The sequence below is a fragment of the Halomonas sp. HK25 genome (assembly GCF_047795635.1).
Lineage (GTDB): Bacteria > Pseudomonadota > Gammaproteobacteria > Pseudomonadales > Halomonadaceae > Halomonas.
The window spans coordinates 2321328-2333484 of the sequence record NZ_CP181044.1; the positions used below are offsets into that span (position 1 = coordinate 2321328).

At 63.2% G+C, this 12157-nt stretch carries 14 protein-coding genes and 1 pseudogene; 7 read left to right on the top strand and 8 right to left on the bottom strand.

Going from position 1 to position 12157, the window contains the following annotated elements:
- Positions 1-31: 31 nt before the first annotated feature.
- Positions 32-1177, bottom strand: coding sequence for an RNA-guided endonuclease InsQ/TnpB family protein (locus tag ACM26W_RS11150; protein WP_416137072.1), 1146 nt, complete (start codon positions 1175-1177; stop codon positions 32-34).
- 173 nt (positions 1178-1350) lie between these two features.
- Here ACM26W_RS11150 and ACM26W_RS11155 point away from each other — a divergent pair, with 173 nt between their 5' ends.
- Together ACM26W_RS11155 and ACM26W_RS11160 are read left to right on the top strand one after the other, a co-directional pair.
- Positions 1351-1650, top strand: a complete 300-nt coding sequence (locus ACM26W_RS11155) for a type II toxin-antitoxin system RelE/ParE family toxin (RefSeq protein ID WP_416137073.1) — start codon at positions 1351-1353, stop codon at positions 1648-1650.
- Positions 1647-1943, top strand: coding sequence for an addiction module antidote protein (locus ACM26W_RS11160; RefSeq protein ID WP_416137074.1), 297 nt, complete (start codon positions 1647-1649; stop codon positions 1941-1943). Before ACM26W_RS11155 ends, ACM26W_RS11160 begins: the two co-directional genes overlap by 4 nt.
- A 22-nt stretch (positions 1944-1965) precedes the next feature.
- On the opposite strand, the gene ACM26W_RS11165 is transcribed toward ACM26W_RS11160, so the two are convergent.
- Positions 1966-2331 (bottom strand): helix-turn-helix domain-containing protein, encoded by a 366-nt coding sequence (locus ACM26W_RS11165; protein ID WP_416137075.1) that lies wholly within the window; start codon positions 2329-2331, stop codon positions 1966-1968.
- Positions 2332-2335: 4 nt separating this feature from the next.
- Positions 2336-2668 carry a type II toxin-antitoxin system HigB family toxin gene (locus ACM26W_RS11170; protein ID WP_416137076.1) on the bottom strand — a complete coding sequence of 111 codons (333 nt, stop codon included), beginning with the start codon at positions 2666-2668 and terminating at the stop codon, positions 2336-2338.
- A gap of 181 nt (positions 2669-2849) precedes the next feature.
- Between ACM26W_RS11170 and ACM26W_RS11175 the strand changes: the two genes are divergently transcribed.
- Entirely contained in the window at positions 2850-3089 is a 240-nt protein-coding gene (locus ACM26W_RS11175; protein ID WP_416137077.1) for an antitoxin MazE family protein, read from the top strand.
- Complete coding sequence (locus tag ACM26W_RS11180; protein WP_416137078.1) at positions 3086-3409, top strand: type II toxin-antitoxin system PemK/MazF family toxin; 324 nt, start codon at positions 3086-3088, stop codon at positions 3407-3409. The genes ACM26W_RS11175 and ACM26W_RS11180 overlap by 4 nt, the downstream gene beginning before the upstream one ends.
- A 28-nt stretch (positions 3410-3437) precedes the next feature.
- Here ACM26W_RS11180 and ACM26W_RS11185 read toward each other — a convergent pair whose 3' ends face one another.
- The 4 genes and pseudogenes from ACM26W_RS11185 to ACM26W_RS11200 form a co-directional block, all read right to left on the bottom strand.
- On the bottom strand, positions 3438-3701 hold the full coding sequence (locus ACM26W_RS11185; RefSeq protein ID WP_416140865.1) for a DUF2442 domain-containing protein: 264 nt from the start codon (positions 3699-3701) through the stop codon (positions 3438-3440).
- The gene (locus ACM26W_RS11190; protein WP_416140866.1) at positions 3682-3795 is read right to left on the bottom strand and encodes a DUF4160 domain-containing protein; all 114 of its coding nucleotides are present in this window, start codon (positions 3793-3795) and stop codon (positions 3682-3684) included. Before ACM26W_RS11190 ends, ACM26W_RS11185 begins: the two co-directional genes overlap by 20 nt.
- Positions 3796-3845: 50 nt before the next feature.
- Positions 3846-3929: pseudogene (locus ACM26W_RS11195) on the bottom strand (DUF4160 domain-containing protein); the annotation flags it as partial.
- Positions 3930-4101: 172 nt separating this feature from the next.
- Complete coding sequence (locus ACM26W_RS11200) at positions 4102-4554, bottom strand: pilin (RefSeq protein WP_416137079.1); 453 nt, start codon at positions 4552-4554, stop codon at positions 4102-4104.
- 374 nt (positions 4555-4928) lie between these two features.
- Between ACM26W_RS11200 and pilB the strand changes: the two genes are divergently transcribed.
- From pilB to ACM26W_RS11215, 3 genes are all read left to right on the top strand, one after another.
- Positions 4929-6725: a type IV-A pilus assembly ATPase PilB gene (gene pilB / locus ACM26W_RS11205; protein ID WP_416137080.1), complete on the top strand. Its 1797-nt coding sequence runs from the start codon at positions 4929-4931 to the stop codon at positions 6723-6725.
- Between the two features lie 36 nt (positions 6726-6761).
- Positions 6762-7994: a type II secretion system F family protein gene (locus tag ACM26W_RS11210; protein ID WP_416137081.1), complete on the top strand. Its 1233-nt coding sequence runs from the start codon at positions 6762-6764 to the stop codon at positions 7992-7994.
- 108 nt (positions 7995-8102) lie between these two features.
- Positions 8103-8954 (top strand): prepilin peptidase, encoded by an 852-nt coding sequence (locus tag ACM26W_RS11215; RefSeq protein ID WP_416137082.1) that lies wholly within the window; start codon positions 8103-8105, stop codon positions 8952-8954.
- 2595 nt (positions 8955-11549) lie between these two features.
- Here ACM26W_RS11215 and ACM26W_RS11220 read toward each other — a convergent pair.
- Positions 11550-12128: a hypoxanthine-guanine phosphoribosyltransferase gene (locus ACM26W_RS11220; RefSeq protein ID WP_416137083.1), complete on the bottom strand. Its 579-nt coding sequence runs from the start codon at positions 12126-12128 to the stop codon at positions 11550-11552.
- Positions 12129-12157 lie beyond the last annotated feature (29 nt).

Consider the following 12157-nt stretch of genomic DNA (forward strand, 5'->3'; position numbering starts at 1 on the left):
CTCCTCGCCCTGAAGGACGAGGATTCCCAATTCACCGAGAACCGGACACGGAGACGGGCTCCATGCCGCTTACATTCTCTCCAAGGGCTAACACCGCCAGCCCGGCGGCTTTAATGTTGATCGCGGCATTGAGGTCGCGGTCATGTTCGGCAGCGCACTCAGGGCACGTCCAGGTGCGAACCTGCAGCGGCATCTCGGGCATCACATGCCCACAGTCGGAGCAGCGCTTGCTGGACGGATACCACTGGTCAATCGCCGACAGCTGCCGGCCTGCCCAGGCAGCCTTGTACTCCAGTTGCCTGACGAACTCACCCCAGCCGGCGTCGCTGATCGACTTGGCCAGCGAGCGGTTGCGCAGCATGTTCTTCACCTTGAGGGATTCGACGCAGATCACTTGGTTCTCGTTGACGATCTGGCGGGACAGCTTGTGCAAGCGGTCCATCCGGCAATCGGAGATCTTGGCGTGAAGTCGGGCCACTTTCTGCCGAGCCTTGGCGCGATTCTTCGATCCGCGCTGCTTCTTGCTCAGCCGACGCTGTGCCTTGGCCAGCCTGGCTGCGTACTTCGCCGTATGGCGGGGATTGCCGGTTCGATGCCCGTCGCTGGTGACAAACAGGTCTTTCAGGCCGAGGTCGATGCCCACCATTTTCGGGGTGACAGGCAGCGCCTCGGGTTCAAACTCGCAGAGGCAGCTCACGAAATAGCGCCCAGCGGCGTCCTTGGATACGGTCACGGTGGTCGGCTCGCTGGGCAGCTCTCGGCTCCAGCGGATCGCCAACGGTGCCTTGCACTTGGCCAGGAACAGCTGGCCATCGCGGTACTTGAACGCCGAGCGGGTGAACTCGGCCGACTGACGGTGCCGCTTGCTCTTGAAGCTCGGGTATTTGGCTCGACCCTCGAAGAAATTCTTGAATGCAGTCTGCTGATGGCGCAGGCACTGCTGAAGCGGGACCGAACTGACCTCGTTGAGGAAGCCGAGATCATCGGTTTTCTTCATCCGCGACAGCTCAGCGTTTGCCGCTACATAGCCGATCTTGTCTCGGCGCTCGTAGAACGCATCGGTGCGGTAACGCAGCACCGCGTTGTAGACGAAACGCACACACCCGAACGTCCGAGCCAGGAGCTGTTCCTGTTCCGGCGTCGGGTAGAAGCGGTATTTGTAGGCGCGTCTCGTCATGGCTCACAACTTATGCCGCATTCTGTAAGATAGCAAGCCTGAGAAGGAGGCAGCGAGATCAGGGTCGTCCTGCGGACGACGCGCTATCCCTCCCGGCACTAAAAGTTCCGGGTATCTCGCGCAATTCTGATGATCCGCTTGCACAACTGTAGTTTTTAGACAACAATCTAGCCATGCTCGATATCAAGCAGACAGACACTTTCCGGAAGTGGGAGCACAAGTTGCGCGATCAGCGCGCCAAGGCAATGATCGCTGCGCGTGTTTTTCGCCTGGCCAACGGCTTGCCGGGTGATGTTAAACCGATCGGACACGGCATCAGTGAACTGCGCATCCACCACGGCCCTGGATATCGAATTTACTTCAAGCAGCGTGGCAGCGAGATCATCATCCTTCTATGTGGCGACGATAAAAGTACCCAGCAAAGCGACATCGCAACCGCGCAGCGCCTGGCATCGGAATGGGAGGCGACATGAGTAACAAGGTTTATGACTATGACCCGGCGGCGGCGCTGGAAAGTGAAGAGGCCATTGCCGTCTTCCTGGCTGACGCACTGGAAACAGGGGACTCGGGGTATATCGCCAAGGCAATGGGCGTGGTGGCGCGCGCCAAGGGCATGACAGCTCTCGCCAACGAAACAGGACTTTCTCGAGAGCAGCTCTACCGCTCATTCAGCGAGCAGGGCAACCCCACCCTCAAGACGATGCTGGCGGTGATGCGTGCGCTGGGTGTTGAGCTCACCGTACGCCCGCATAAACCAGCCACCTAGGGAAATGGGGGTCTGTCCCCGATTACCGAGGCGGCCTGATCAGGCTTTCGGCGGGAATTCCGAACATGGCGTGGAGTTTCCATATCATGGCCAGAGTGAGGCTGCGCTTGCCGTTGAGGATCTCGTAGACACGATTGCGCTTGCCGATGGCCGGCTCCAGATCCTTGGCCGTCAGGCCCTCCTGATCCATGCGGAACTTGATGGCCTCGATCGGGTCCGGCAAATCCACCGGAAATTGCTGCGCTTCGTAGTGCTCGATCAGGGTCAGCAAGATATCGAAACGGTCGCCGTCCTCGGTGCCCGGCTCAGGCTCATTGTCGAAGTAGGCAGATACCTCTTGAAGCGCCGCCTTGTAGTCGGCTTCAGTGTGAATCGGGCGAATATTCATAGGATCACTCCATTTCCACTGTTTCGGCGTCTACCTTGTCGTACTCTGCATGAGTACCGATGAACTTGATATAGACGGCACCATAACGGTAAGCAACGCTCACGATGAGCCGAAAGTCATTGCCCTTGATGTCAAACACGTCACGCTTGTTACCCAATAAGCTGGCTCTTGGGTATCTGGCCTTGATGTCATGCGACGACTGCCACTGCGCATGCTTGACCTCATCAACCCATGCCTCCAGGGGGCCCTTGGCATCGGGATGCTGGTTCCAGAAGCCCTTAGGCTGCTGATCGCGACTATTCTCATGGCGCCTCCTTGCAGCACAAGAATATCCCAATTTGGGACCATCCTCAACGCTCCCCCTCTTCCCGATTGCGCTCGGCGCCCGTAATCCTGGCACTGTGGCGGCGTTGAGGAAATTGAGGGAAATGGGGGTCTATCCGATTAGCCGATCAGCCCGTTGCATGTAACGAAGACATAAACTAGTCTGTTACATGCAACCAGTCGGAGGAATCACCATGGCGGCAACCAACAACGTAAATAGGCGGGTGCAGAGGCACCGCGCCGCCCTGCGAGCGGCTGGTCTGCGCCCTATCCAGATCTGGGTGCCGGACACACGACAGCCCGGCTTTGCCGAAGAGGCTCGTCGCCAGTGCGCCATCGTGGCGGCTGCCGATGCCGGCGATCGCGATCTGCAGGACTTAATGGACGCGGCGCTGCTGGATCTTGAGCTGGATGATGACGAGCGTGACGAATGAGGCGTGGGGATCTCGTGACCATTGCCCTGTCGGGTGACTTCGGTAAGCCTCGGCCAGCCCTCATCGTCCAGTCAGACCAGTTTGCAGGAACAGGCAGTATGACAGTGCTGCTGCTCTCCAGCACCTTGGTCGGGGCACCGTTGATCCGCCTCGATGTTGAACCCACCCCCGAGAATGGCTTGCAGCGGCACTCCCAGATCATGGTGGACAAGCCCATGACGGTGAAGCGAGAGGGAGTTGGTGAGGCCTTCGGTCACCTCGATGACAGCGCCATGGTCGCCGTCAACAGGGCGCTAGCCGTCTTCCTGGGCTTTGCATGAGGGCGAGGCAATGGGGGTCTGCCCCCGATTACTCCGAAGGATGAGGCGCCCTTGCCCCCTTCAGCAGGCCTTCGGTACTCAGGTCCTCATCCAGGTCGGGCCAGTAGATACCATAGCCACCACCCGCGAGCTCCCAATTGTTGCGCTGCGCCGGAGCCGCTGAGCTGAGTCTCGGGTACCAGGCCAGGGGGACTGAGATCGCTCGTCCATCCATCAATTCGACAGTGAGCCGATCCTCATCGATCTGCACGCTCATCACTCGAAGATCGTTGTCAGATACCAAAGAATGCATGCCAAGCCTCCCGCAATTGTTGCTCGTGCTCTCGAACCATACGTTGTATCCGGCCGAGTTCCTTGGCGGAGAACCCAATATTACGCGCCCGAATTCAAGAATAAGTGCATCATGCAGCCGGAGCTTGGCAGTTGCACCTCCATGGTCGACATGCACGTGGGGAGGCTCGTCGGGTTCGTGGCTATAGAAATAGAACCGGTAGCCATCACGGCGCAGGACGGTTGGCATAGCCGCTCCTTGGGAAACCCCTGCTTCCTCATAGCGTAGCGGACTTCATCAGCGCAAGGGGCAAGGGGCGAGGGGCAAGCAGGAGCGCAAAAAAGCCAGCGGCCGGCATCTCTGCCGACCGCTGGGTGGTGCTTCACTTCAGGCTAAGTGGGAAATGAGGGTCTGTCCCCGATTAGCCTCCATCGGCCACAGCGGTTCCTCGACAGCTACCCGGCATCCATGCAACAGGTGTCCCGGTACAAGCCCATGACTCAAAGACCCCGTCAGTGCCAGCTGTTGGCGTCAATACGACTTCAGCTTCACCAACATCACCATTTCCTGAAGCAGTAATTTCACCAACTCCATCAACTGCAACACCACCAACATACTGCGTCGTGTCAGTACTGCTACATGTGGTATAATCACCATTGTCTGGATCTGACTGATTGATCTCAGATACACAAGTTCTTGCTGCGCTGGCTGCGAGTACAACTTCTGATGTTTTAGCCCTATTTGTATAGTCAAGATATCTTGGTAAAGCAATTGCCGCCAACACACCAATAATTGCAATAACGATCATCAGCTCGATCAGCGTAAAACCGCCCTGACCATGCTTTACGTTTGTCTTCATACCCTGTGTCTTCATGTTCCTGCCCCTCACTCGTTTCGCCGTGGCGCGTCTGGCCGTTGCCTTCTTCTTGCCGCCCGTGCGTGTTTACGTTGGTGAGAGGCCACCCAATGCGGCCACCCCACCCCTTCCTTCCTTCCGAGACGTTCCCTGCCCGGTACCGTCCCTTAGAACTTACATTAAATTACGTTCCGACACCTTGCAAGGACAAATTACGCCGGATGAGGCAATTCCCTCTCAGGCCGGGAATGAATTTCATCCCTCGAAAGGTTGAAGGCGCGTGGTACGGTGGTGGGCGAGCGAGGCGGGGGCGGGCTAGAATGCTGCATGTGCGCGGCGTCACCGTGCCCTCATGACGTTTCACACTATTCGCCCGACTGCAGCGAGCGCCCATGAACGACTACCGCACCCCGCCGAGCGCGCCCCCCCTGAACTCACCGCACCATGCCGCGCTGGAGGGCGCCGACGGCGCGGCGGGGCTGCGCGGCCTGGCGCGGCGCCTGGTGGTGGATGGGCGCATCAACCACGCCGCCGCGGTGCGCGCCGAGCAGGAGGCCCGGGAGGGCGAGGTGTCGCTGATGGAGCACGTCATCGACACCGGGCTGGTCTCGGCCCGCCAGGCCACGCTGTCGGCGGCCTGGGAGTATGGCCTGCCGATGCTGGACCTGGACGCCATCCGCCCGGAGACGCTGCCCCGGGCCGATGCCTTCCCCGAGAAGATCCTGCGCAAGCTCAAGGTGCTGCCGCTGGTCAAGCGCGGCCACCGGCTCACCGTGGCGGTGCCCTACCCCTCCACCCTGGCGCTGCTCGATGAGCTGCAGTTCGCCACCGGCCTGACCCCGGAGGGGGTGCTGGCCCCGGTGGACCAGCTCGGCCCGGTGCTGGAGAGCTATCTGGCCTCCACCGAGAAGAGCATGCTCGACGAGCTCAAGGGGGTGGACGACGCCATCGGCGAGCTGGGCTACGCCGGCGACGAGGAGGCCAGCGGCGAGGTGGATGTGCAGGCGGCCGCCAACGCCGCCAGCGAAGACGCGCCGATCATCAAGTTCGTCAACAAGATCCTGCTCGATGCCATCCACCGCGGCGCCTCGGACATCCACTTCGAGCCCTACGAGACCAGCTACCGGGTGCGCTTTCGCATCGACGGCATGCTCCACGACGTGGCCCACCCGCCCTTCGCCATGCGCACGCGCATCGCCGCGCGCCTCAAGGTGATGTCGCGCCTGGATATCTCCGAGCGGCGCCTGCCCCAGGATGGCGCCATCAAGCTCAGGCTCTCCAAGACCCGCTCCATCGACTTTCGCGTCAACTCGCTGCCCACGGTGTTCGGCGAGAAACTGGTGCTGCGGATCCTCGACCCCGCCTCGGCGCAGCTGGGCATCGAGCAGCTCGGCTTCACGGCCAGGCAGCGGGAGATGTACGAGACGGTGCTCGACCAGCCCCAGGGCATGATACTCGTCACCGGCCCCACCGGCAGCGGCAAGACGGTGACCCTCTACACCGGCATCAACCTGCTCAACGAGGTGGAGCGCAACATCTGCACCGCCGAGGACCCGGTGGAGATCAAGGTGCCCGGGGTCAACCAGGTCAACGTGCTGCCCAAGATCGGCCTGGACTTCGCCAGTGCCCTGCGCGCCTTCCTGCGCCAGGACCCGGACGTGGTGATGGTCGGCGAGATCCGCGACCTGGAGACCGCCGAGATCGCGGTGAAGGCCTCCCAGACCGGCCACCTGGTGCTCTCCACGGTGCACACCAACTCCGCCGCCGAGACCCTGACCCGCCTGGCCAACATGGGCCTGGCGCCCTTCAATATCGCCAGTTCGGTGAGCCTGATCATCGCCCAGCGCCTGGCTCGCAAGCTGTGCAAGCACTGCAAGCAGCCGGCGGATCTCCCCCACGAGGTGCTGGCCGCCCAGGGCTTCTCCGAGGAGGAGATCAGCCAGGCCACCTTCTTCGAGCCGGTGGGCTGCAAGCACTGCACCAAGGGCTTCAAGGGCCGGGTGGGCATCTACGAGGTGGTGCCGATCAGCCACGCCATGAGCCAGATGATCATGAAGAACGGCAACTCCATGGAGTTCCACGACCTGGCCCGCCAGGAAGGCCACCCGGACCTGCGCCGCAGCGGCCTGATGAAGGCCATGCAGGGGATGACCAGCCTGGCCGAGATCAATCGGGTAACGAAGGACTGAGGCAACGACTAACCCAGCGAACGAGGGATCGAGATCATGGCGACACGGACTAGACGGGTACCGAAGGAGATCAAGCTCTACCGCTGGAACTGGACCGGCAAGGGCCCGGGGGGGCGCAAGGTAGGGGGCGAGATCATCGCCGCCCAGAAGGGCGAGGTGGAGCGGATCCTCAACGGCCAGAACATCATCATCAAGAACGTGCGCCGCAAGAGCGGCCTGGGCGGCGGCATGGGCAAGATCAAGCCCCGCGACATCATGCTGTTCGCCCGCCAGATGGCGACCATGATCCGCGCCGGCGTGCCGGTGCTGCAGGCCTTCCAGGTGGTGGCGGAGAGCCTCAAGAAGCCCGCCATGAGCGCCCTGGTCCAGGAGCTGATGAACGACGTGGCCGCCGGCTCCTCGTTCTCCGATGCCTTGAAGCGCCACCCCCAGCACTTCGATCGGCTGTTCGCCAACCTGGTGGAGGCCGGCGAGCAGTCCGGCTCGCTGGACAAGATGCTCGACCGGGTGGCCACCTACAAGGAGAAGATCGAGCTGCTCAAGGGGCGCGTGAAGAAGGCGCTGTGGTACCCCGCGGCGGTGATCGCGGTGGGCATCGGCGTCACCGCCCTGCTGCTGATCAAGGTGGTGCCCCAGTTCGAGAGCCTGTTCCAGGGCTTCGGCGCGGAGCTGCCGGCCATGACCCGCATGACCATCGCCATGTCCGAGTTCGCCCAGGCCTACTGGTGGTGGTTCGTCGGCGGCGTGGTGGCCTTCATCTACTTCATCCGCACCGGCATGAAGAAGTCCGAGAGCTTCGCCTACCGCATGCACGCCTTCGCCCTCAAGGTGCCGGTGCTGGGCGAGATCCTGGATAAATCGTCCGTGGCGCGCTACTCGCGAACCCTGGCCACCACCTTCGGCGCCGGCGTGCCGCTGGTGGAGGCGCTGGACACCGCCGCCGGCGCCACCGGCAACAAGGTCTACGAGCGCGCGGTGGCGCAGGTCCGCGAGGACGTGGCCACCGGCCAGCAGCTCAACTTCGCCATGCGCATGACCGAGCAGTTCCCGGCGCTGGCGGTGCAGATGGTGGGCATCGGCGAGGAGTCGGGCTCGCTCGACGCCATGCTCAACCGAGTGGCGGACTACTACGAGGAGGAGGTCGACAACATGGTCGACACCCTCACCTCGCTGCTGGAGCCCTTCATCATCGTGGTGCTCGGGGTGCTGGTGGGTGGCCTGGTCATCTCCATGTACCTGCCGATCTTCGAGTTGGGTAGTGTGATCTAGCGCCGATCGCCGATACATGGTGCTGCTACATCAATCGCCGATAAATCGGGCTCCAACATGGGCTGAAATCGACGAGCGCGATAGCTTTTTGACAACAAGGATTTCGCTTTGCTTGACCTCCCCCCTCCCCTGCTCTGGCCGCTGGCCGCCTTTATCGGCCTGTCCCTGGGCAGCTTTCTCAACGTGGTGATCGTGCGCCTGCCGGTGATGCTGATGCTGGGCTGGCGGGCCGAGGCCCGTGAGGCCCTGGAGCTGCCCGACGAGGCGCAGCCCCGCTTCAACCTGGCCACGCCGCGCTCGATGTGCCCGAGCTGCGAGACGCCCATCGCCTGGCACGACAACCTGCCGGTGGTCGGCTGGCTCAAGCGCCGCGGGCGCTGCGCCAGCTGTGGAACAGGCATCAGCCCCCAGTACCCGCTGGTGGAGCTGGCCGGTGGCGCGCTGACGCTCGCCGTGGTGGCGCTGTTCGGGCCGAGCTGGCAGGGGCTCTTCGTGGTGGGGGCCTGCCTGGCGCTGCTGGCCATGGCGGTGATCGACCTGCGCACCCAGCTCTTGCCGGACCTGCTCACCCTGCCGCTGCTGTGGGCGGGGCTGCTCTACCAGCTGTTGTTCCAGCCGCTGCTGCTACCGAGCGCGGTGATCGGTGCCATGGCGGGGTATCTGGTGCTGTGGAGCTTCTACTGGGCGTTCAAGCTGATCACCGGCAAGGAGGGCATGGGCTACGGCGACTTCAAGCTGCTAGCCGCGCTCGGCGCCTGGATGGGCTGGCAAACCCTGCCGCTGCTGCTGATTCTCTCGGCGGGGATCGGCGCCATCATCGGCATCCTGGTGCAGCTGGCGATGCCGCGGCTGCGCGGCGCGCCGATGCCCTTCGGGCCCTACCTGGCGCTGGCCGGCTGGGTGGCGCTGCTCGCCGGGGAGCCACTGATGGCGGCGTATGGGCGGTTCTTTCTGCTGTAGGTATCGCCTGGAGCCGGGCTCCTGGCAGCAGCGCTGTTGCGACTGGTGGGAGCCACGCTTTTCCCTGGCGATCAGCATCTACCACTGAGGCAGTTCCTTCTGGTGGGAGCCACGCTTTGCGGGCGAAAAGGCAGAGGCCACAGCGGTCGACAGTGACACCACGGGGCGGCTGCGCCGCCATTCGCCCGGCGGAGCCGATCTCCCACCAGTGGTCACAAGCCTTGGCAACACAGCCATTCGCCGGGCGGAGCCGATCTCCTACCAGAGTACCCAGCTACCACCGAGGCTGTTGCTACTGGTGGGAGCCACGCTTTGCCCTGGCGATCAGAATCTACCACTGAGGCAGTTCCTTCTGGTGGGAGCCACGCTTTGCGGGGCGAAAAGGCAGAGGCCACAGCGGTCGACAGTGACACCACGGGGCGGCTTCGCCGCCATTCGCCGGGCGGAGCCCAGCTCCCACCAGTGGTCACAAGCCTTGGCAACACAGCCATTCGCCGGGCGGAGCCGATCTCCTACCAGAGTACCCAGCTACCACCGAGGCTGTTGCTACTGGTGGGAGCCACGCTTTGCCCTGGCGATCAGCATCTACCACTGAGGCAGTTCCTTCTGGTGGGAGCCACGCTTTGCGGGGCGAAAAGGCAGAGGCCACAGCGGTCGACAGTGACACCACGGGGCGGCTGCGCCGCCATTCGCCCGGCGGAGCCGATCTCCTACCAGTGGTCACAAGCCTTGGCAACACAGCCATTCGCCCGGCGGAGCCGATCTCCTACCAGAGTACCCAGCTACCACCGAGGCTGTTGCTACTGGTGGGAGCCACGCTCTGCGGGGCGAAAAGGCAGAGGCCACAGCGGTCGACAGTGACACCACGGGGCGGCTTCGCCGCCATTCGCCGGGCGGAGCCCAGCTCCCACCAGTGGTCACAAGCCTTGGCAACACAGCCATTCGCCCGGCGGAGCCGATCACCTACCAGAGTACCCAGCTACCACCGAGGCTGTTGCTACTGGTGGGAGCCACGCTCTGCGGGGCGAAGGTTCAGACCTCAACGCAGGTGGGCAACACCGCCGGGCGGCTTCGCCGCCATTCGCCGGGCGGAGCCCAGCTCCCACCAGTGGTCACAAGCCTTGGCAACATAGCCATTCGCCCGGCGGAGCCCAGCTCCCACCAGTGGTCACAAGCCTTGGCAACACAGCCATTCGCCGGGCAAAGCCCAGCTCCCACCAGTGGTCACAAGCCTTGGCAACACAGCCATTCGCCCGGCGGAGCCGATCTCCCACCAGTGGTCACAAGCCTTGGCAACACAGCCATTCGCCGGGCGGAGCCGATCTCCTACCAGAGTACCCAGCTACCACCGAGGCTGTTGCTACTGGTGGGAGCCACGCTTTGCCCTGGCGATCAGCATCTACCACTGAGGCAGTTCCTTCTGGTGGGAGCCACGCTTTGCGGGGCGAAAAGGCAGAGGCCACAGCGGTCGACAGTGACACCACAGGGCGGCTTCGCCGCCATTCGCCGGGCAAAGCCCAGCTCCCACCAGTGGTCACAAGCCTTGGCAACACAGCCATTCGCCGGGCGGAGCCGATCTCCTACCAGAGTACCCAGCTACCACCGAGGCTGTTGCTACTGGTGGGAGCCATGCTCTGCCCTGGCGATCAGAATCTACCACTGAGGCAGTTCCTTCTGGTGGGAGCCACGCTTTGCGGGGCGAAAAGGCAGAGGCCACAGCGGTCGACAGTGACACCACGGGGCGGCTGCGCCGCCATTCGCCCGGCGGAGCCGATCTCCTACCAGTGGTCACAAGCCTTGGCAACACAGCCATTCGCCCGGCGGAGCCGATCTCCTACCAGAGTACCCAGCTACCACCGAGGCTGTTGCTACTGGTGGGAGCCATGCTCTGCCCTGGCGATCAGAATCTACCACTGAGGCAGTTCCTTCTGGTGGGAGCCACGCTTTGCGGGGCGAAAAGGCAGAGGCCACAGCGGTCGACAGTGACACCACGGGGCGGCTGCGCCGCCATTCGCCCGGCGGAGCCGATCTCCTACCAGTGGTCACAAGCCTTGGCAACACAGCCATTCGCCCGGCGGAGCCGATCTCCTACCAGAGTACCCAGCTACCACCGAGGCTGTTGCTACTGGTGGGAGCCATGCTCTGCCCTGGCGATCAGAATCTACCACTGAGGCAGTTCCTTCTGGTGGGAGCCACGCTTTGCGGGGCGAAAAGGCAGAGGCCACAGCGGTCGACAGTGACACCACGGGGCGGCTTCGCCGCCATTCGCCGGGCAAAGCCCAGCTCCCACCAGTGGTCACAAGCCTTGGCAACATAGCCATTCGCCGGGCGGAGCCGATCTCCTACCAGAGTACCCAGCCACCACTGAGGCAGTTCCTTCTGGTGGGAGCCACGCTTTGCGGGGCGAAAAGGCAGAGGCCACAGCGGTCGACAGTGACACCACGGGGCGGCTTCGCCGCCATTCGCCGGGCGGAGCCCAGCTCCCACCAGTGGTCACAAGCCTTGGCAACATAGCCATTCGCCCGGCGGAGCCTATCTCCCACCAGTAACACGAAGCCTCTGTGCCCTGCCTTTCCAGCGCCCTACCTCCCCTTTCTACATACCTCGGGGGGCGTAGATGCCGGGGGCATTGCGCCAGTAGCCCTTGTAGTCCATGCCGAAGCCGAAGACGTAGCGGTCGGCGACTTCCAGGCTGCAGTAGTCGGCCTTGAGGTCGGGAATCGCCTTGCGGTCGTGCTGCTTGTCGACCAGCACCGCGGTGGAGATGCTGGCGGCGCCGGCCTCGCGGCAGTAGGCGAGGATGGCGGCCAGGGTGGCGCCTTCATCGAGGATATCATCGACGATCACCACGTGGCGGCCGGCCATGGGCACCTCCGGGGAGACGCGCCAGAACAGCTCGCCGCCGCGGGTGCCGCCGCGATAGCGGGTGGCGTGCAGGTAGTCCACCTCCAGCGGGAAGCCGAGGCGCGGCAGCAGGTGGCCGGTGGTGATCAGGCCGCCGTTCATCACGCAGTAGAAGACCGGCAGCTTCTCGCCGAGGTCGTGGGTGATCTCGTCGGCCATGCGATCCAGGGCGCGCTCCACGGCCTCCTGGGTGATCAGGCAATCGGCGTTGTCCATCACCTCGCGCATGTCGGCGAGGGACGGGTGTAGATCGGCATCGAGTTTGGGCATTGCAGGGGCTCGCGGTCGAAGGGTGGAAC